Consider the following 19,714-nt stretch of genomic DNA (forward strand, 5'->3'; position numbering starts at 1 on the left):
GTGGCCGAGTCCAAACCCGGCTTTGAGGTGCGGCTGGCCAACTTCACCGGCCCGTTCGACCTTTTGCTGGGCCTGATCGCCAAGCACCAGCTGGATATTACCGAGGTGGCCATTGCCACCGTCACTGATGAGTTCATCAAGTACATCAGGAAGCTCCAGAAGCTCGGCGAGGAATGGGCACTGGATGAAGCCAGTGAATTCCTGGTCATCGCCGCCACCCTCCTGGACCTCAAGGCGGCGAGGCTCCTGCCCGCAGGCGAAGTCGAGGACGATGAGGATATCGCCCTGCTGGAAGCGCGGGACCTCCTCTTTGCGAGGCTCCTTCAATACAAGGCGTTCAAACAGGTGGCAGCCCTGATGGCTGGAACCCTGGAACAGGAAGCCAGCCGGTTTCCGCGTCAGGTTGCCTTGGAGGAGCACTTTGCCGCCATGCTCCCGGAACTGGTGTGGAAGCACACGCCGGACCAGTTCGCCCGCCTGGCCGAGTCCGCCCTGAAGCACAAGACGCCGCGGCCCACCGAGGTGGGCCTTGCCCACCTGCATGGCAGTGCCGTCAGCGTGAAGGAACAGGCCGAGATCCTGGGGCTCCGGCTCCAGTTGGGGAAGCCCCTGTCTTTCCGCGCGTTGATCGCCGACGCCGATTCCACCCTCGTAGTGGTGGCCAGGTTCCTGGCGTTGCTGGAGATGTTCCGGGACAGGGCAGTCTCCTTCGACCAGGTGTCGCCCCTAGGCGATCTCACTGTCCACTGGACCGTAGACGGCCGAGACTGGACAACAGAAAACCTAAGCGAAGAATACGAGGAAATGTCGTGAGCCAAGAACTTCCGGAGCCTGGGGCGGAGCCGGGAATGGACGTCCGGGATCTTCCCGGCGGTGCCAAGGCTGCACTCGAGGCGGTCCTGATGGTCCTGGACCAACCTGCCAGCGCTACTGAGCTGGCGGCCGGGCTTAACCTGACCGTCGCCGTCGTCGAGCAGTTACTGGCGGAACTGCAGCGGGAGTATAGCGGCTATACTGTTAAAGCCCCGGACATGGACCGTGCCAGCGATGCTGGTTTCAGCGCCAGCCCCCGGGGTTTTGAATTGCGGAACATCGCCGGTGGCTGGCGGATCTACTCCCGCGCAGACTTTGCCGAGATCGTCGGACGGTTTGTGCTTGAGGGTCAGACGGCCAGGCTCACGCAGGCGGCCTTGGAAACACTGGCTGTCATCGCGTACCGCCAGCCTGTCTCCAGGGCCCGGGTGTCTGCAATTCGAGGAGTCAATGTCGATTCTGTCGTACGGACATTGACCCAGCGCGGGCTGATCGAAGATTCGGGACACGATCCTGAGTCGGGAGCCATCCTCTACCGGACCACGTCGTATTTCCTTGAACGGATGGGAATCGGCTCCGCAGCGGAACTGCCCCAGCTCTCACCCCATCTTCCGGGGCTCGAGGGCATCGCGGAGTTCTACGACGCCGACAGAATGTAGGCGGGAAATCCCGCATGCACATACGAATATTCATAAGGGCAGATAATTTCTGCATGGCTGGCTAGGGTTGTTCTTGGACAACCAGCGGGCCAAATAACGAAGGACGGGTCATGACACAGGCGGGACGCCAGGGTTCACCACGTAACAGTTCGGGACGCAACAGTTCAGAACGCAATGCCGGACAGGGCGGCGCAAGCCGTAACCCTGCACAGGGCGGCAGCGGCCGCCCCAGCGCGGCGGGCGGCGGATTCCGCGCCGGCGCAGGCAAGCGTAACGCCGGATTCGGCGGCGGCGACCGGCCGTACAAGGCCCCGAGGCCTCGCGAGGAGCCATTTGTGGATCCCGGCGACGCCCCGGCATCGTCACCGGCCGGCCGCGGTGCCTCCGACTGGAAGCCGGCCGGCAGCACAGCGGCGCGCAAGCCTGCTGCCCGCAAACCGGGCGCCAACAAGGCTCCCGGCACCCCGGGCGCACTCAAGCCCAAGCCGCGCACCGGCAGGCCCGGGGCGGCCGCGTCACGCGCCTTCGGCAGCGAACGGTTTGGCCAGAACCTTGGCCCCGTGCGGAAGCCTGCCCGCAAGCGTGGACCCCGCGGTGACGTTCAGCAGTCGGAAATGCACGACGCCGATGGCACGCGCCTGCAGAAGGTTATGGCCCAGGCCGGCGTGGCTTCGCGTCGCGTCTGCGAAGAGATGATCGCCGAAGGCCGAGTAGAGGTCGACGGCCAGGTTGTCACTGAGCTTGGTGTCCGCGTGGACCCCAAGACAGCAGTCATCCACGTTGATGGCCTGCGCATACAGCTGGATGAAAACCTCGTGTACATGGTCTTCAACAAGCCCAAGGGCGTGGTGTCCACCATGGAAGACCCCGATGGCCGTCCCTGCATCAGTGATTTTGTGCGGAAGACCCACCAGGGCGAACGCCTGTTCCACGTGGGCCGGCTGGACGTCGCCACCGAAGGTCTGCTGCTGCTGACGAACGACGGCGAACTGGCCAACCGGCTGACCCACCCGTCCTATGAGGTCCCCAAGACCTACCTGGTCCAGGTCCGCGGCCCGTTCCCGCAGGGAGTTGGCGCCCAGCTCCGGGAAGGTGTGGAACTCGAGGATGGTTTTGCCTCGGTTGACTCCTTCAAGCTGGTGGACTCCACTCCGGGCCACGTGCTGATCGAAGTGATCCTGCACTCGGGCAAGAACCGGATTGTCCGTCGCCTGTTCGACGCCGTCGGGTTCCCGGTTCTGCGGCTGGTGCGCGTCAAGGTGGGTCCCATTGGCCTGGGCGACCAGCGCCAGGGCAGCATCCGCAACCTTGGCAAGCAGGAAGTCGGCCACCTGCTGGCATCCGTAGGACTCTGAGGCATGTCCGCATTTCGCTCCCACGGGCGGGGGCACCTCAATGGGCCGGTCGTGGTGATTGGCACCGGCCTGCTCGGTGCCAGCATCGGGCTGGGCCTGCGTGGGCGCGGCGTGCCCGTGTTCCTGTCTGACCCGTCGCCGACCAACCAGGCGGTGGCCGTCGACATCGGTGCCGGCCAGCCCCTGGGCCAGCTCGGGGACGGGGCGCCGGAGCTTGTGGTGGTGGCAGCACCGCCGGACGTGACCGCCGACGTCGTGGCCCGTGCCCTTGCCGACTACCCGGATTCCGTGGTGGTTGACATCGCCAGCGTCAAGGCCGCCATCCTGGCGGAGTTGGGCGGCCGCGGCGCGGACCTCGCCCGCTATGTGGGCACGCATCCGATGGCAGGGCGCGAAAAGTCCGGGCCGGTTGCGGCCCGCGGCGAGCTCTTCACGTCCATGCCGTGGGTGGTTTGTCCGGGCCCGGAGTCATCCGCGGCTGCCGTGCAGACTGCGCGTTCCCTGGCCACGGACCTGGGAGCTGTGGTTTCCCAGTTCACTGCCGACGAACACGACGAAGCTGTGGCCTTGGTGTCGCACCTGCCCCAGATCATGTCCTCGCTGCTGGCCAGCCGGCTGCAGGGGACGCCGCTTCACGCGCTGTCCCTCGCCGGCAACGGCCTGCGGGACGTCACGCGGATCGCCGCCAGCGATCCCACGCTGTGGGTCCAGATCCTGGGCGGCAACGCAGGGAAGGTCGTGGAGATCCTTTACGGAGTCCGCGAGGACCTGAACCGGCTCATCGGCACGCTCGAGGAACCGTTGGCGCCGGGCGCCAGGCTTGACCTGGCCCAGCTGATCAGCGAAGGCAATGCCGGGCAGGCCCGTATTCCGGGCAAGCACGGTGGCCCGCCGCAGGCCTACTCCTGGCTGACGGTCCTCGTGGATGACCGGCCGGGACAGATCGCGCAGCTCCTCACCGAAATCGGTGAGATCGGCGTGAACGTGGAGGACCTTCGGCTGGACCATTCCTCGGGCCAGAACGTGGGCATGGTGGAACTGTCCGTGCTGCCGAACAAGCATGACCATCTGATCGAAGCACTCAACGACCGCGGATGGCGGGTATTGCAGTAATGACACAAGAACTTCTTGACACCCTTCCGGCCTTGCGCGTCGGCAGGCCTTTGGTGGTTGCCATCGACGGGCCGTCAGGCTCCGGCAAGTCCAGCGTGAGCAAGGAAGTGGCCCGCCGGCTGCACCTTGCCTACCTGGACACCGGCGCCATGTACCGGGCCCTCACCTGGTTCTGCGTCACCAGCGGAATTGATCTCAGTGACGCCGCCGCCGTGGAGCAGGCTTCCCGGGACCTGATTCTGGAACTGAGCACCACGCCGCGGGAGGAATACGTCCGCGTGAACGGCGCCGACGTCACGGACGCCATCCGTGAACCGGCAATTTCCTCGGCGGTCAGTGCGGTGGCCACCACCCTGGGTGCCCGGACCGAACTGATCCGCCGGCAGCGTGAGCTTATTGAAAAGCACCACCGCCGCATCGTGGTGGAGGGCCGGGACATCACTACCGTCGTGGCCCCGGGTGCGGAAGTCCGCATGTTGCTGACTGCCAGTGAGGAGGCCCGGCTTCGCCGCCGCGGCATCCAGTTGGGCGGCACGCAGGATGCGGAGCAGCTCGCCGCCCAGGTCACCCACCGTGACGCCAAGGATTCCACGGTGGTGAACTTCACCCAGGCTGCCGACGGTGTTGTCACCCTGGATTCTTCCGATCTGGACTTCGCCGAGACCGTAGACGCGGCGCTCGTGATCGTTACGAAGGTGCTTAACCGTGACTGACCTCGGCGTGCGGCTTCCCTCCGGCCTGACCATGACCTGGAGCCGGCCCGTCGGCTGGCTCCTGGACCACGTGGTGTACCGGACGTCCGTCACTGGCCGGGACAACGTGCCTACAGGCGGGCCGGTGATTTTTGCCGGCAACCACATCAGTTTCCTGGACGGGCCGGTGATGTTCGGCGCGTCGCCGCGTCCCATGCACATCCTGGTCAAGAAGGAGATGTTCAAGGGCTTGCTGGGTCGGGTCCTTCGGGCCTCCGGCCAGCTGCCGGTTGACCGCTCCGGGGACCGGGCTGCGCTGCTGCTGGGCAAGAACATGCTCGACGCCGGCCGGTGCATCGGGATTCTTCCGGAAGGAACTCGGGGGAGCGGCCAGGCAACAGACATCAACAACGGGGTGGCCTGGCTGGCGCTGAACTCGGGCGCCGCCGTGGTTCCCGTGGCCATCCTCGGCACCCGGACGGGCAACGAACACCTCGACACGGTACCCAGGCCGGGGCGGCGGTTCCACGTCAGCTTCGGCAACGCACTGACCCTCAGCCGCAACCCCGGCGAAACGGGCCGTGCTTCAATGGACAGGGCGGGAATGGAAATCCGCGCTGCGCTTGCGGGGCACGTCCAGGAGACCATCCAACACAGTGGGCAGCCTTTGCCCCACGCGGATTTCCGCACGAACTTCACAGCAGTAGCCGGGACGCCGGCAGATGACCACTAAGGAAAGTGCAATGAGCGATACGACTCAAACCTCCAGCCACTCCGGCGCCGGCGAAGATGAATACACGCCCACCGGCACGGACCAGGTGGCCGAGCGGCTGGCCGCCATCGACGACGACGAAGCGGAGATGCGTGCCGCGTCGCTCCGCGCCGGCTTGGACGACTACGAGCTCGACGAGGAAGACGCCGCCCTGCTGAGCGGGAACTACGACGACGAGGACTTTGACGGACCGGTCAAGCTCGATCCCGTGCTTGCCATCATCGGCCGTCCCAACGTGGGCAAATCCACCCTTGTGAACCGTATCCTGGGCCGCCGCGAAGCCGTGGTCGAGGACACTCCCGGCGTAACGCGGGACCGGGTGATGTACTCGGCACACTGGAACGGGCGCAACTTCACCGTGGTGGACACCGGCGGCTGGGAGCACGATGCCCGCGGCATCCACGCCCGGGTGGCCGAACAGGCCGAAATGGCCGTGGAAATGGCCGACGCCGTGCTCTTCGTCGTCGACTCCGCGGTGGGCGCCACCGCGACGGACGAGGGCGTTATGAAGATGCTCCGCCGCAGCAAGAAGCCGGTCATCATGGTGGCCAACAAGGTGGACGACTTCGCCCAGGAAGCGGACTCCGCCACCCTGTGGGGCCTCGGCTTCGGCGAGCCTTACCCCGTTTCCGCCCTGCACGGACGCGGCGTTGCCGACCTCCTGGACCACGTGATGGACACCCTGCCGGAGTTCTCCACGATTGAGGGCCTGGAACGCTCGGGCGGACCCCGCCGCATCGCACTGATCGGCCGCCCGAATGTGGGCAAGTCATCACTGCTGAACAAGCTGGCAGGCTCCGAGCGTGTAGTAGTGGACAACACCGCCGGCACGACGCGTGATCCGGTGGATGAGTTCATTGAACTCGGCGACCGCACCTGGCGCTTTGTGGACACGGCAGGCATCCGCCGCCGCCAGCACATGGCGCAGGGCGCCGACTACTACGCCTCCCTCCGGACGCAGGCCGCGCTCGAAAAGGCGGAGGTCGCCGTCGTTCTTCTCGCCGTTGATGAAGTCCTCAGCGAGCAGGACGTCCGCATCCTGCAGCTGGCCATCGAGTCGGGCCGCGCCCTGGTGCTGGCCTTCAACAAATGGGACCTGCTCGACGACGAACGCCGCACCTACCTGGAGCGCGAAATCGAACAGGACCTGGCCCACGTGGCCTGGGCGCCCCGGGTCAACATTTCCGCGCTGACCGGCTGGCACAAGGACCGCCTGGTCCCCGCCCTGGACCTGGCCCTGGAGAACTGGGACCGGCGCATCCCCACCGGCAAGCTCAATGCCTTCCTCGGCGAGCTTGTGGCGGCGCACCCGCACCCGGTCCGCGGCGGCAAGCAGCCGCGCATCCTGTACGGCACACAGGCGTCCAGCCGGCCGCCGAAGTTTGTGCTGTTCACCACCGGGTTCCTGGACCCGGGCTACCGCCGTTTCATCACCCGCAGGCTCCGCGAAACGTTCGGTTTCGAGGGCACGCCCATCGAGGTCAACATGCGCGTCCGCGAAAAGCGCGGCAAGAAGCGTTAATTAGGCCACACCGGGGGCGTGCAGGCGGCAAAGTGTCACTTGCACCCTCCGGAATCGTGTAAGCTTTTCAAGGTGGTTCGGCCGGACTGCTGAGTTGAAATCCTGGCTAACATCAGGAGTAAACGCAGCGGAGAACGGCGGAACTAACGGGCTGTAGCGCAGCTTGGTAGCGCACTTGACTGGGGGTCAAGGGGTCGCAGGTTCAAATCCTGTCAGCCCGACCAAAACAGAAGCGTCCCGGAGAATTTTCTCCGGGACGCTTCTGTTTTGTGCCGTCCTTTTCGGATGTTTCGCGGCCTGGCCTATTTCAGGAACTTCGATGTCCGACGGTCCGCCAGGATCTTTCCCTTGGTCTGGCAGGTGGGGCAGTACTGCAGGGAAGTATCCGCGAAAGACACCTCCCGGACCGTGTCACCACACACGGGGCAAGCCTCGCCGGTGCGGGCATGGACCCGCATGTGGCTGCGTTTGACGTCCTTGAGCTCGCTGGGCGGCTTGCCCTCGGCTTCGGCCAGGGCTGTTCCGAGCACGCTCTGGATGGCGTCATAAAGCACCTGCACCGTGCCACGGTCCAAGGACTTGGCGGTGGCAAAGGGGGAGATCCTCGCAGCATGCAGGATCTCGTCGCTGTAGGCGTTCCCGATCCCCGCGATCACGCTCTGGCTCCGCAGGACGCCTTTGATCTGCTGGGAGGTGGAGCCGAGAATCTCCGCCAGCATGTCGGCGTCGAACGCTGCGCTGAACGGGTCCGGCCCGAGTGCCGCGACGCTCGGCACATCCTGGGGGTCTCGCACCACGTACACGGCAAGGCTCTTTTTGGTCCCCGCCTCCGTGAGATCCATGCCATGGGCACCGTCCGGCCCGGTGAATGCCAGGCGCATGGCGATGTGGCCCTTCCCCATCCGGAGCTGGGTATCCGTGGGGGAGTCCGTGAAACGGACCCACCCCGCCCGGGCGAGGTGGAAGACAAACGACGGCCCGTCGGTATCGATGCAGACAAATTTTCCGAACCGCCGCACGCCGGCGACGGTGCAGCCCTCCAGCGCTGTGAACGGCGGATCCGCTGTCTTCAGGACGGCGAACGAAACGATCTGGACCTTCCGCACCACCGCTCCGCGAAGGTGCTCATCCAGGAAACCGGCCAGGCCTGCAACCTCGGGAAGTTCCGGCATGGTTTACCTGCGGTCAGCCTGGCTGTCAGGTGCGGCCGGCGCCTCAGGAACAGGTGAGCTGGCGGCGGAGTCCGTGGCTGCCTTCGCAGCCAAGGAACGCTCGGCACCTGCCTTCTTGAGCACCTTCATCTTTTTGCCGCGCTGCCGCCAGACCCTCCACAGGATCAGGCCAACCACAAAAATGACGGCGGCTGCGATGGCTGAGATCTGTGTCCACAGCGGGAACCAGGTTGCCTCTGTGCCAAGGATCCGCTGTCCGTTATGGGCGGCCTGCGAGCTGCCGAACATGATCCCGGCGGTCAGCAGATTCGGGGACGCGAGAGCCACAGCGGCAACGAGGATGGTCAGCTTCCAGGGCCAGCTCATGGATTTGCGTGTGGCCTGCCAGGCCACCAAGAGGGGGACGAACGTAAAAACGAACCCGTAAAACATCCCCACCAGGATGCCCGCCCCAAGATTGCCCTGGACCTGGTTGCGGATAACTTTCGCCCACCAGACCGGGAGGATGGCCGCAAAGGCAAAGTAAGCGATAGCGAGGACCACCAGCACCACCGCAACGAGGATGATCCGCGCAGCCCAGTTCGCCTTTTTCGCGGGCGATTCCTGTGCATGTGATCTCATGCGTCTCATCATGTCAGAATCTTCCTCGAACGCCCGTGGAGTTGTGCCTATACTTTCAGCGGCGGCTTGTTTTCCAGGCCCCGTTGACATTGGTGATTGACCCGATGAAAGGCCCCTGATGAGCAACATTCCCGAAGACCTGTCCTACACCGCCGAGCACGAGTGGGTATCCGCACCGGGCGCCGACGGCGTGGTCCGGGTGGGCATCACCGACTTCGCGCAGGACGCACTCGGAGATGTTGTCTATGCCCAGATGCCGGAAGCCGGCACCAAAGTCACCGCAAACGAAGTCGTGGGCGAAGTCGAATCCACCAAGAGCGTCAGCGACATCTATGCTCCGGTCAGCGGCGAAGTCGTGGCACGCAACGAATCCCTCGATACCGATTCGGCCTTGATCAACTCCGATCCGTACGGCGACGGCTGGCTGATCGAGATCCGGCTGGCAGAAGCGGACGCTGTGGAATCCTTGCTCAGTGCATCCGAGTACGAACAGCAGGTAGGCTGAAGCTAACGGGTTCATCCGGGCCGGCCAACGGGCGTCTTCGCACGTCAGTGGCCGGATCGGGGCCCGGCATCGGATCCGCGAGGCGGATCCGTCAGGGCAAAAGTTGATTGCAGGCGTGAGAGCTGCAGCGAAAGAGGAGGAATCCATGGTTGGCCACGAACAGGACCCTGCCGAAGGCGAGTACGGCACAGGTGCGGCCAGGGCTTCGGAGACCACCTCGATCCATCTCACCCCCGTCTCCGACGAACCCACCATCGCCCCCAAGCTGTCTACGGACGAGCGTTCATCCGTGGAGGCGCTGCCGGCCGGTTCCGCGCTCCTGGTGGCCCACAGCGGTCCGAACGCGGGTGCCCGCTTCCTGCTTGACACGGATACCACTACGGCCGGCCGTCATCCTGACGCCGACATCTTCCTTGATGACGTCACCGTCTCGCGGCGCCACGTCGAGTTCCGCCGCACTGCGCGGAGCTTTGAAGTGGTGGATACCGGCAGCCTCAACGGCACTTACGTCAACCACGACCGCGTGGACAGTGTTGAGCTAAAGTCCGGGAACGAAGTCCAGATCGGCAAGTTCCGACTCACCTTCTACCTGAGCCCTGCCCGCGCAGCAGGCCGCGCCTGATCCCGGGACACTTGCCTGTGGCAATGGCACAACCGGAACGCCGGGGGCCCCAAGTTTTGAACATCGGGGAAGTCCTCGCGCAACTCAGCGGCGACTTTCCGGGTATGACCGCGTCGAAAATCAGGTTCCTCGAGGAAAAGGGACTGATTAATCCGCGCCGTACTCCGGCCGGATACCGGCAGTACTCGGACAGTGACGTCGAACGTCTCCGTTTTGTGCTGGCACTGCAGCGGGACCAGTACCTTCCACTGAAAGTCATCAAGGACTACCTTGATGCGATCGACAGGGGAGAGCGGCCCGAGAACCTGCCGCCCGGCGTCGTGGTTTCGCCGCGGATCGTTTCGGATGAATTGGCCGTGGAGCTTCAGAACCGCGGCCGGAAATTCAGCGAGGAACAGCTGCGGACCGAGTCCGGCGCCAGCATTCCGTTACTCCAATCGCTGCTGAGCTTCGGGCTGATCAGCCACAGCAACGGCAAGTTCGACGAGCACGCCCTCCAAGTGGCCCGTGCCTGCGTGCAACTGGAGAGCCACGGCCTTGAGCCGCGCCACCTGCGGCCGTTCCAGGCCGCCGCGGAACGTGAATTCGGACTCGTGGAGCGCGCTGTTGCGCCGCTCGCGTCCCGGCGCGATTCTGCGTCACAGGCGCGGGCTGCTGAAGCGGCCCGCGAAATCAGCGACCTCTGCCTGGTCCTGCACCGGGCCCTGGTCCAGGACCGTATCTCACGTATGGACATCTGATGATCGAAGTGGAGATCGTAGGCGTTCGTATCGAACTGCCGTCCAACCAGCCGCTCGTCCTGCTGCGCGAGATCCACGGCGAACGGCACGTGCCCATCTGGATCGGGACTCCAGAGGCAAGTGCCATCGCCCTGGCCCAGCAAGGGGTAGTGCCTCCGCGCCCGATGACCCACGACCTCCTGGTGGACGTGGTGGAGTCCCTGGGCCATTCGGTTGTCAGCGTCAACATTGTGGCCGTTGAGGACAACATCTTTTATGGCCAGCTCCAGTTCGAGAACGGCACTACCGTCAGCTCACGGGCATCGGACGCCCTCGCGATCGCGTTGCGGGCCAAATGCCGCATCTGGTGTGCCGACTCCGTAATGGATGAAGCCGGAGTCCGTATCACCGAGCATGACGAGGGCGAGGACACTGACCCGGGCCCCACCGTGGACGAGGAGCGCGAACTGCGGCGCTTCCGTGAGTTCCTGGACGACGTGGAGCCCGAAGACTTCGACGGCTGAGGTCACGTTAAGGTTAAAGTTGAGCCTGAAAGTTCCGACACGCCTGCGCCAAGCGGCCTAGATCTTTGACCTTGGGGCGCAGCGGGCCTAACGTCGAAGGTATCAAGCTCCCATTGCTTACAGCAGCCGCGCAAGTCACACTGTAAAAGTACGACCCCCGCGAAATTACATGCATGGACTTCATGCGTGCACAGGCTGATGCAGTGGTCCCCGGGAGCTTATGACAAGGAGGATCCAGGTGAGTCCCAAAGGCGAAGCAGGCGGGCTGAAACAGCCCACAACGGCTGGTGTGGCTGTGCCCGCGAGCGGTGCCCAGGGCCTCCTGTTTACCGAAGACCTTCCCGTCCTGGACGAGGACGCCGGCTACCGCGGCCCCACGGCCTGCAAGGCTGCCGGCATCACGTACCGCCAACTGGACTACTGGGCACGCACCGGGCTTGTTGAACCCGCAGTCCGCGGAGCCGCAGGCTCCGGCTCGCAGCGACTCTACGGCTTCCGGGACATTCTGGTCCTCAAGGTAGTCAAGCGGCTGCTGGATACCGGCGTTTCCCTTCAGCAGATCCGCACGGCGGTGGAACACCTGCGCGAACGCGGCGTGGAGGATCTGGCACAGATCACGCTCATGAGCGACGGCGCGAGTGTCTACGAATGCACGTCCGCTGACGAGGTCATCGATCTTGTCCAGGGTGGCCAAGGCGTTTTCGGCATCGCCGTGGGCCGGGTTTGGCGCGAAGTCGAGGGCAGTCTGGCTTCCCTGCCGAGCGAACACGCCGTCGAACAGTCCTTTCCCGACGACGAGCTGAGCAAGCGGCGCGCTGCGCGCAAGATCGGCTGACAACAGGCTGACGCAACACAACAGAAGAGGCCACCCCCGGCGGGGGTGGCCTCTTCTTGTTGTCCGCGGAGCCTTTGGCTGCAGCCCGCGGACTACCGCTGCGTGCGGTTTCGCAGGCCGTTTCCGGTCGCCAGGAGGTTGACCAGGAGGGCGTCGAACAACGCAGCGGATGTCTTCGCGGATTCGCCGGGCCAGTGGTGTACGGGGTGGGCCGCACCCTGGATCTGCTGCCAGTTGGCCTGTTCGGGGATGCGCGGGCTCAATAGGAGGTCACCGAACATCGCTTCCATTTCCGCGAGCCGATAAGTGTGTTCGGAGGAACCCGTGCGCACGCGGTTGGCCACAATGCCTGCGGGGGACAGGTTCGGCGCGAATTCCTGCTTGAACAGCTGGATGGCGCGCATGGTCCGTTCCGTTCCCGCCACCGAGAACAGTCCCGGCTCGGCCACGAGCGCCACCTTGTCACTCGCGGACCAGGCCATCCGGGTCAGCCCGTTCAGCGACGGCGGGCAGTCAATGAGGACCAGCTCGTAGCGGTCGGCGCCAGCCAGGACCGCGGAAAGCCTGCGGAGGTCCCGACGGCCAAGGTCCGGGCGGTCGTAGATGCCGGTGTACGCCGAACCCACGGCGACGTCCAGCACGGCCGGTCCGGATCCGTTGGCATGCGCCCGTGCCGTCCAGGAGCTGCCCGCGACATTGTCTGCCAGTTTGGCCCGGCGGGGGCTCTTGAGCATCCTGCCGATGTCCAGCTGGTCGCCGGCCTGGACCCCCAGAGCAGTGGTCGCGTCCGCATGGGGATCGAGGTCCACCACCAGTGTGGGGATGCCCGCGGCAAGCGCCGCAGACGCCAATCCTGTGGTGACGGACGTCTTGCCGACTCCGCCCTTGAGGCTGCTGATGCTGACTACTTGCACTTGTGAGACCAAAACCTAACGCCGGCTGCCGTGTTGGGGGTAATGTTTGCTCCGGCACTGCCGAAGCCGGCGGCTCGAGCCGCCTTACTCATCATATGTGGCTGCGCCGGTGAATCCCGTCTTATGGGGACGCGGCATGGCACGGCGATGGTATGGGTGGCCGGTTCTGCCAGCCTCTGTCGATGCACGCGGGACATGACGGAAGCTTCTGTGACTGTGGCCACAATGATTTGTATTTCTAAGCGCGGGTCTTAGACACTGTGACCACTTACCGATACACCCGCAATGATGCAGGAGAATTATGTTTTCCAAGATTCTGGTGGCCAACCGCGGCGAAATCGCGATCAGGGCCTTCCGTGCCAGCTACGAGCTGGGCGCTAAGACCGTTGCTGTCTTCCCCAATGAGGACCGAAACTCGATCCACCGCCAGAAGGCCGATGAGGCATATCTGATCGGCGAAGTGGGGCATCCCGTCCGGGCCTACCTGGATGTTGCCGAGGTAGTCCGTGTCGCCAAGGAGTCCGGCGCCGACGCCATCTACCCCGGCTACGGCTTTCTTTCGGAAAACCCCGATCTGGCCCGCGCCGCCCAGGAAGCGGGCATCACCTTCGTTGGCCCGCCGGCTGAGGTGCTTGAGCTGGCCGGCAACAAGGTGGCAGCACTGAAGGCTGCCCGTGAGGCCGGTGTTCCGGTCTTGAAATCGAGTGAACCCTCGAAGGACATGGATGAGCTGATCGCGGCAGCCGACGAGATCGGTTTCCCCATCTTCGCCAAGGCCGTCGCCGGCGGCGGCGGACGTGGCATGCGCCGCGTCGACACGAGGGAAGCCCTTCCCGAGGCCCTGCAGGCCGCCATGCGCGAAGCCGATGCGGCATTCGGTGACCCCACCATGTTCCTGGAGCAGGCGGTGCTCCGCCCGCGCCACATCGAGGTGCAGATCCTGGCCGACGCCGAGGGTAACGTCATCCACCTCTTCGAACGTGACTGCTCCATCCAGCGCCGTCACCAGAAAGTCATTGAGATCGCCCCAGCGCCCAACCTGGACGAAGGCATCCGCCAGGCCCTATACCGTGACGCGGTGAAGTTCGCCAAGGCCCTGAACTACGTCAACGCCGGAACCGTGGAGTTCCTGGTGGACACCGTCGGCGAACGCGCCGGCCAGCACGTCTTCATCGAAATGAACCCCCGCATCCAGGTCGAACACACCGTCACTGAGGAAGTGACGGACGTTGACCTGGTGCAGGCACAGCTTCGGATCGCTTCCGGCGAGACCCTCGCGGACCTCGGCCTCTCCCAGGAGACGGTTCAGCTTAAGGGCGCAGCGCTGCAGTGCCGCATCACCACCGAGGACCCGGCCAACGGGTTCCGGCCCGACGTCGGGAAGATCACTGGCTACCGCTCCGCCGGCGGCGCCGGTGTAAGGCTCGACGGCGGCACTGTGTACTCGGGTGCCGAAATCAGCCCGCACTTCGATTCCATGCTCGTGAAGCTGAGCTGCCGCGGCCGCGACTACCCGGCCGCCGTGGCCCGCGCCCGCAGGGCCCTCGCGGAGTTCCGCATCCGTGGTGTGTCCACCAACATTTCCTTCCTCCAGGCCGTGCTCGACGACGCCGACTTCGTTGCCGGCAACGTGGCCACGAACTTCATCGACGAGCGTCCGCAGCTGCTGAAGGCCCGGGTCTCCGCCGACCGCGGCACCAAGCTCCTGACCTGGCTGGCCGAAGTCACGGTCAACAAGCCCAACGGCGAGCTGACCGTGCACTCGGATCCGGCCGCCAAACTCCCGGCCGTTGGGGACCAGCAGGCAGCGCCGGGATCGCGCCAGCGCCTCCTGGAGCTTGGCCCCGAAGGCTTCGCCAAGGCCCTGCGTGAGCAGACCGCCGTGGCCGTCACCGACACCACCTTCCGCGATGCCCACCAGTCCCTGCTGGCCACCCGCGTGCGTACCCGCGACCTCGTGGCCGCCGGCCCCGCGGTCACAGCCCTCCTGCCGGAACTCCTGTCCGTTGAGGCCTGGGGCGGCGCCACCTACGATGTGGCCCTGCGCTTCCTCGGCGAGGACCCCTGGGACCGCCTGGCCGCCCTGCGGAAGGCGCTGCCCAACGTCTGCCTGCAGATGCTGCTGCGTGGCCGGAACACGGTGGGCTACACGCCGTACCCGGAAGAGGTGACGGTGGCTTTCGTCAACGAGGCCGCTGCCACCGGTATCGATATTTTCCGCATCTTCGATGCCCTGAACGACGTGAACCAGATGGCCCCGGCCATCCGCGCCGTCCGGGCCACCGGCACTGCGGTAGCCGAGGTAGCACTGTGTTACACCGGCGACATGCTGAACCCGGACGAGAAGCTGTACACGCTGGACTACTACCTGGAACTGGCCCAGCGGATTGTGGATGCCGGCGCGCACATCCTGGCCATCAAGGACATGGCCGGGCTGCTCCGCCCGGCAGCGGCCGCCAAGCTCGTTGCCGCACTGCGCGAACGCTTCGACCTCCCGGTCCACCTCCACACGCATGACACGGCAGGCGGCCAGCTGGCCACCCTGCTGGCGGCAGTTGACGCCGGCGTGGACGCTGTTGACGTTGCCGCCGCTTCGCTGGCCGGGACAACCAGCCAGCCGTCCGCCTCCGCCCTGGTGGCGGCGCTGGCGCACACCCCGCGTGACACCGGCTTGAGCCTTGACGCAGTCAGCTCCCTTGAGCCGTACTGGGAAGCCGTGCGCCGCGTCTACGCGCCGTTCGAGTCAGGCCTGCCAGGCCCCACCGGCCGCGTCTACCAGCACGAAATCCCGGGCGGCCAGCTGTCAAACCTGCGCCAGCAGGCCATGGCGCTGGGTCTGGGGGAGCGCTTCGAGGCGATCGAGGACATGTACACCGCGGCGGACCGGATCCTGGGCCGCCTGGTGAAGGTCACGCCGTCGTCCAAGGTGGTGGGCGACCTCGCCCTGCACCTCGTGGGCCTCAACGCAGATCCGGCGGACTTCAACGAAAACCCGCAGAACTACGACATCCCGGACTCCGTCATCGGCTTCCTGTCCGGCGAACTTGGCGACCCGCCCGGAGGATGGCCGGAACCTTTCCGCACCAAGGCGCTCCAGGGCCGCAGCATCAAGGTCCGCGACGTTGACCTCAGCCCCGAGGACAGCGCCGCGCTCCAGGGTGATTCCAAGACCCGCCAGAGCACGCTGAACCGCCTGCTCTTCGAGGGCCCCACCAAGGATTACCTCAAGAGTGTGGAGACGTACGGCAACATTTCCGTCCTCGACACCCGCGACTACCTTTATGGCCTTCAGCGCGGCGCCGAGCACGAGATCCAGCTGGAGAAGGGTGTCCGGCTGATCGCCTCGCTGGAAGCCGTTTCCGAGCCCGATGAAAAAGGCATGCGCACGGTCATGTGCACCTTGAACGGCCAGTCCCGCCCCGTTGTGGTCCGTGACCGCTCCGTGGTGAGCAACGTCAAGGCCGCCGAGAAGGCAGACCCGGCCCAGCCCGGCCACGTCGCCGCACCGTTCGCCGGCGCCGTCACCGTGACCGTCAAGGCCGGCGACACGGTCAACGCCGGTGACACTGTGGCCACCATCGAAGCGATGAAGATGGAAGCTTCCATCACGACGCCGGTGGCAGGCAAAGTCTCGCGGCTCGCCATTTCAGCGGTGGAGCAGGTGCAGGGCGGGGACCTCCTCCTGGTCGTCGAGTAGACCCTACAAACAACGCGGGGTCACTTCCCGCCCATCCGAGTGCATCGGAGGGGCGGGAAGTGACCCCGCGTTGTTGTTTGCTTGGGACGGATATCCGCTAGCCGCGCGGCGCGCCGTACATTTCCTCGATGACTGTCTCGAAGTCCTTCATCACCTGGGCCCGCTTCACCTTCATGGACGGCGTCAGGTGGCCGGAAGCTTCCGTGAAGTCCGAAGCGACGATCCGGAATGACTTGATGGCTTCCGCCTGCGACACCGAGGCGTTGGCATGCGTGATCAGGTCCTGCACGGCGGCCTTGACCACCGGGTTCTCGACGGCTTCGTCGAGCGTGGTGGTGGCCGGCAGTCCGTGCCGCTGGAGCCAGCCCGGCAGGGCCTCCTGGTCCAGGGTCACCAGGGCGCCGATGAACGGCCGGTTGTCACCCACCACCAGGACCTGGGAGACCAGCGCATCCGCCCGGATCTGGTCCTCCAGCAGGGCCGGAACCACGTTCTTACCGCCGGCCGTGACAATGATTTCCTTCTTGCGGCCGGTGATCCACAGGAAGCCGCTCTCGTCGAGCCGTCCGATGTCGCCGGTGCGGAACCAGTCATCGGCAAACGTATCCGCCATCAGGTCATCGCGCTTGTAGTAGCCGCGCATCACACAGACGCCCTTGGCCAGGATCTCGCCGTCTTCGGCGATCCTGACGGAGTTGCCCGGCAGGGGCTTCCCCACGGAACCGATCTTGATCAAGGCCGGCGTGTTGACCGAAATCGGGGCGGTGGTCTCGGTCAGGCCATACCCTTCAAGGATCTGCAGGCCGATGCCCTGGAAGAAGTGGCCCAGCCGTTCGCCGAGCGGACCGCCGCCGGACACAGCATGGGCCACGTTCCCGCCCATCGCAGCGCGCAGCTTGCCGTAAACGAGTTTGTCGAACACTGTGTGCTTGAGTTTCAGCCCCAGGCCAACGTGCCCGGCCTGGCGGGCTTTGGAGAACGCGATGGCGGTCTCCGTGGCCTTGTGGAAGATGGCACCCTTGCCGCCGTCCTCTGCCTTTGTCAGGGCCGAGTTGTACACCTTTTCGAAGACGCGCGGCACGGCCAGGATGAACGTGGGCTGATAGCTCTGCAGGTCAGCCAGCAGGTTCTTGATGTCGGGGGTGTGCGCCACGGTGGCCCCGGCGGCCACGGCCAGCACCGAAATGAACCGGGCAAAGACGTGCGCCAAAGGCAGGAACATGATGGTTTTTGCCTGCTCGTTGACCACGTCGCCAAGCAGTGCGAGGGCGTTGTCGGACAGCTCAACGAAGTTGCCGTGGGTCAGCTCGCAGCCCTTGGGCCGGCCGGTGGTGCCGGAGGTGTAGATCAGCGTGGCAATGTCACTGAGCCGCGCCGATGAGCGGCGGGCCTCAAGGTCGGCGTCGCTGACGTCCCGGCCGGCCTCACGGACGGCGTCCAGTCCGCCACCTTCGAGCTGCCAGACGTGCTGGAGGGCGGTGAGGCCTTCCGAGGTGGCCGCCTGCCGGATGATGTCCTCGTGGTGGGCAGCCTCGCCGAAGGCGGCCACTGCACCGGAGTCACCGAGGTTCCAGGCAACCTGCGACGGCGATGAGGTCTCGTAGATGGGCACTGAGACGGCACCGGCGAACCAGATGGCGAAGTCGATGAGGGCCCACTCGTAGCGCGTGCGGGACATGATCCCCACCCGGTCTCCGGCTCCCACGCCGCTGGCCATCAGGCCCTTCGCAAGGGCTGAGACGTCCGCCAGGAAGTCTGTGGCGGTGACGTCCCGCCAGGCGCCTGCGGAGTCCAGCCGCGAGAAGAGCGCAGGGTTGCTGGGCTTGGCTGCCTGCCGAAGCAAGAGATCGGTGATGTTGGTTTCCGGTGGGACAACAACCAGGGGCGGAACACTGAATTCGCGCACTATAGCTCCTTTGATATCCATAGACCCGCACAGGGTATGCCTAAAGACTAATACGCCTGGGACGTGGCCGTGCAGAAACAAACCTACTGGCCAGTAACATATGAGTCAAAGAGGAGGGGGGAAGCCATGGGCCCGGCCTCCGGCGCTGCCCGCCCGGTGCGCCCTAGAATGAAGCACTATGTACGAAACGCCCCCCCGCGAGCCAGCCGCTCCGCCCCGACGCCCGGCTCCCTGGCGGCGGCGGCCGCTGGCCTTGAGGGCCCGGCCCCGGCAGGTGGAAACGTTCCGCGAGCACCTGCGGCTCGGGCGCAAGGGGCTGGCAATCGGCATCGACATCGGCGGCACCAAGGTCGCCGCCGGCGTGGTGGACGCCGACGGAAGGATCCTGAGCGAGGCCCGGCGGTCCACCCCCGGCAGCGACCCGCGTGCAGTAGAGCAGGTCATCGTAGAGCTCGTGGACGAACTCGGAGCCGGTCACAGGGTCTGGTCAGTAGGCATCGGTGCGGCCGGTTGGATGGATCTGGACGGCGGAACCGTGCTTTTCAGTCCGCACCTCGCCTGGCGCAACGAGCCGTTGCGCGCAAACCTGCAGCGGCTGCTGCGCCGGCCTGTGCTGCTGACGAACGACGCCGACGCCGCGGCCTGGGCGGAATGGCGCTTTGGTGCGGGCCAGGGCGAGGACAGGCTGGTGTGCATCACCCTCGGGACCGGCATCGGCGGCGCCATGGTGATGGACGGGCGGGTGGAGCGCGGCCGGTTTGGTGTCGCCGGCGAATTCGGCCACCAGATCATCATGCCCGGAGGGCAGCGTTGCGAGTGCGGCAACCGGGGCTGCTGGGAGCAGTACGCGTCGGGCAACGCCCTGGGCCGGGAAGCGAGGATTCTGGCGCGTGCCAATTCGCCGGTAGCGCAGGAACTGCTGGCCACTGTCGGCGGTGACGCGGAGCAGATCACCGGGGCGATTGTTACCGAGCTGGCACTCGCCGGCGATGCGGCCTGCCGCGAACTCCTGGATGAAGTGGGCGAATGGCTGGGCCTGGGATTGGCGAACCTCGCGGCCTCATTGGATCCGGGGCTGTTTGTGATCGGCGGGGGACTTTGCTCGGCAGGGGACCTGCTGGTGGAGCCTGCCCGTAAAGCATTCGCGCGGAACCTTACCGGCCGCGGGTTCCGTCCGGCGGCCGGCATCGAGCTGGCAGCGCTCGGACCCAACGCGGGTCTTATCGGCGCAGCCGACCTGTCCCGCGTCAGCAGCCGCATGCGGTGACGGACG

18 protein-coding genes and 1 tRNA gene are annotated in these 19,714 nt (G+C 65.5%); 15 read left to right on the forward strand and 4 right to left on the reverse strand.

The annotated features are described in order from the left end of the window. The 8 genes from ACX80V_RS06950 to ACX80V_RS06985 all read left to right on the forward strand — a co-directional run bounded on the left by ACX80V_RS06950 (nucleotide 1) and on the right by ACX80V_RS06985 (nucleotide 7,150). The gene (locus tag ACX80V_RS06950) at nucleotides 1–813 is read left to right on the forward strand and encodes a segregation and condensation protein A (RefSeq protein ID WP_485842529.1); all 813 of its coding nucleotides are present in this window, start codon (nucleotides 1–3) and stop codon (nucleotides 811–813) included. Between the two features lie 35 nt (nucleotides 814–848). Continuing rightward, nucleotides 849–1,472: an SMC-Scp complex subunit ScpB gene (scpB, locus tag ACX80V_RS06955; protein WP_058932704.1), complete on the forward strand. Its 624-nt coding sequence runs from the start codon at nucleotides 849–851 to the stop codon at nucleotides 1,470–1,472. Nucleotides 1,473–1,582: 110 nt separating this feature from the next. Then, nucleotides 1,583–2,827, forward strand: a complete 1,245-nt coding sequence (locus ACX80V_RS06960; RefSeq protein WP_485842530.1) for a pseudouridine synthase — start codon at nucleotides 1,583–1,585, stop codon at nucleotides 2,825–2,827. Nucleotides 2,828–2,830: 3 nt separating this feature from the next. Continuing rightward, entirely contained in the window at nucleotides 2,831–3,940 is a 1,110-nt protein-coding gene (locus ACX80V_RS06965) for a prephenate dehydrogenase (protein WP_485842531.1), read from the forward strand. Continuing rightward, nucleotides 3,940–4,653, forward strand: a complete 714-nt coding sequence (gene cmk, locus ACX80V_RS06970; RefSeq protein ID WP_058929408.1) for a (d)CMP kinase — start codon at nucleotides 3,940–3,942, stop codon at nucleotides 4,651–4,653. Before ACX80V_RS06965 ends, cmk begins: the two co-directional genes overlap by 1 nt. A gap of 31 nt (nucleotides 4,654–4,684) precedes the next feature. Further along, on the forward strand, nucleotides 4,685–5,365 hold the full coding sequence (locus ACX80V_RS06975; RefSeq protein ID WP_485842693.1) for a lysophospholipid acyltransferase family protein: 681 nt from the start codon (nucleotides 4,685–4,687) through the stop codon (nucleotides 5,363–5,365). A gap of 10 nt (nucleotides 5,366–5,375) precedes the next feature. Then, nucleotides 5,376–6,926, forward strand: a complete 1,551-nt coding sequence (gene der, locus ACX80V_RS06980) for a ribosome biogenesis GTPase Der (protein ID WP_058929407.1) — start codon at nucleotides 5,376–5,378, stop codon at nucleotides 6,924–6,926. Nucleotides 6,927–7,073: 147 nt separating this feature from the next. Continuing rightward, a tRNA-Pro gene (locus ACX80V_RS06985) sits at nucleotides 7,074–7,150 on the forward strand. A gap of 78 nt (nucleotides 7,151–7,228) precedes the next feature. Here the strand turns inward: ACX80V_RS06985 and ACX80V_RS06990 are convergent. Continuing rightward, complete coding sequence (locus ACX80V_RS06990) at nucleotides 7,229–8,098, reverse strand: Fpg/Nei family DNA glycosylase (protein ID WP_485842532.1); 870 nt, start codon at nucleotides 8,096–8,098, stop codon at nucleotides 7,229–7,231. A gap of 3 nt (nucleotides 8,099–8,101) precedes the next feature. After that, entirely contained in the window at nucleotides 8,102–8,719 is a 618-nt protein-coding gene (locus tag ACX80V_RS06995; RefSeq protein ID WP_485842533.1) for a hypothetical protein, read from the reverse strand. A 118-nt stretch (nucleotides 8,720–8,837) separates the two neighbouring features. Here ACX80V_RS06995 and gcvH point away from each other — a divergent pair, with 118 nt between their 5' ends. The 5 genes from gcvH to ACX80V_RS07020 all read left to right on the forward strand — a co-directional run bounded on the left by gcvH (nucleotide 8,838) and on the right by ACX80V_RS07020 (nucleotide 11,924). Next, nucleotides 8,838–9,224: a glycine cleavage system protein GcvH gene (gcvH, locus tag ACX80V_RS07000; RefSeq protein WP_058929405.1), complete on the forward strand. Its 387-nt coding sequence runs from the start codon at nucleotides 8,838–8,840 to the stop codon at nucleotides 9,222–9,224. Nucleotides 9,225–9,369: 145 nt separating this feature from the next. Further along, entirely contained in the window at nucleotides 9,370–9,846 is a 477-nt protein-coding gene (locus ACX80V_RS07005) for an FHA domain-containing protein (protein ID WP_485842534.1), read from the forward strand. Nucleotides 9,847–9,869: 23 nt separating this feature from the next. After that, the gene (gene ftsR / locus ACX80V_RS07010; protein ID WP_056342316.1) at nucleotides 9,870–10,586 is read left to right on the forward strand and encodes a transcriptional regulator FtsR; all 717 of its coding nucleotides are present in this window, start codon (nucleotides 9,870–9,872) and stop codon (nucleotides 10,584–10,586) included. After that, nucleotides 10,586–11,089, forward strand: a complete 504-nt coding sequence (locus ACX80V_RS07015; RefSeq protein WP_056342311.1) for a bifunctional nuclease family protein — start codon at nucleotides 10,586–10,588, stop codon at nucleotides 11,087–11,089. The genes ftsR and ACX80V_RS07015 overlap by 1 nt, the downstream gene beginning before the upstream one ends. A 238-nt stretch (nucleotides 11,090–11,327) precedes the next feature. After that, complete coding sequence (locus ACX80V_RS07020; protein WP_058929403.1) at nucleotides 11,328–11,924, forward strand: MerR family transcriptional regulator; 597 nt, start codon at nucleotides 11,328–11,330, stop codon at nucleotides 11,922–11,924. A gap of 92 nt (nucleotides 11,925–12,016) precedes the next feature. Here the strand turns inward: ACX80V_RS07020 and ACX80V_RS07025 are convergent, their stop codons facing one another. After that, nucleotides 12,017–12,838 (reverse strand): ParA family protein, encoded by an 822-nt coding sequence (locus ACX80V_RS07025; protein ID WP_485842535.1) that lies wholly within the window; start codon nucleotides 12,836–12,838, stop codon nucleotides 12,017–12,019. Nucleotides 12,839–13,139: 301 nt separating this feature from the next. On the opposite strand from ACX80V_RS07025, the gene ACX80V_RS07030 reads away from it, so the two are divergent. Beyond that, complete coding sequence (locus ACX80V_RS07030) at nucleotides 13,140–16,535, forward strand: pyruvate carboxylase (protein ID WP_485842536.1); 3,396 nt, start codon at nucleotides 13,140–13,142, stop codon at nucleotides 16,533–16,535. Nucleotides 16,536–16,632: 97 nt separating this feature from the next. Here the strand turns inward: ACX80V_RS07030 and ACX80V_RS07035 are convergent, their stop codons facing one another. Continuing rightward, a complete protein-coding gene (locus ACX80V_RS07035; RefSeq protein WP_485842537.1) occupies nucleotides 16,633–18,441 on the reverse strand; it encodes an AMP-dependent synthetase/ligase in 1,809 nt (602 codons plus the stop codon). Between the two features lie 178 nt (nucleotides 18,442–18,619). On the opposite strand from ACX80V_RS07035, the gene ACX80V_RS07040 reads away from it, so the two are divergent. Then, nucleotides 18,620–19,708 (forward strand): ROK family glucokinase, encoded by a 1,089-nt coding sequence (locus ACX80V_RS07040; RefSeq protein WP_485842538.1) that lies wholly within the window; start codon nucleotides 18,620–18,622, stop codon nucleotides 19,706–19,708. Nucleotides 19,709–19,714 lie beyond the last annotated feature (6 nt).

This window comes from Pseudarthrobacter arbutini, from assembly GCF_054510915.1.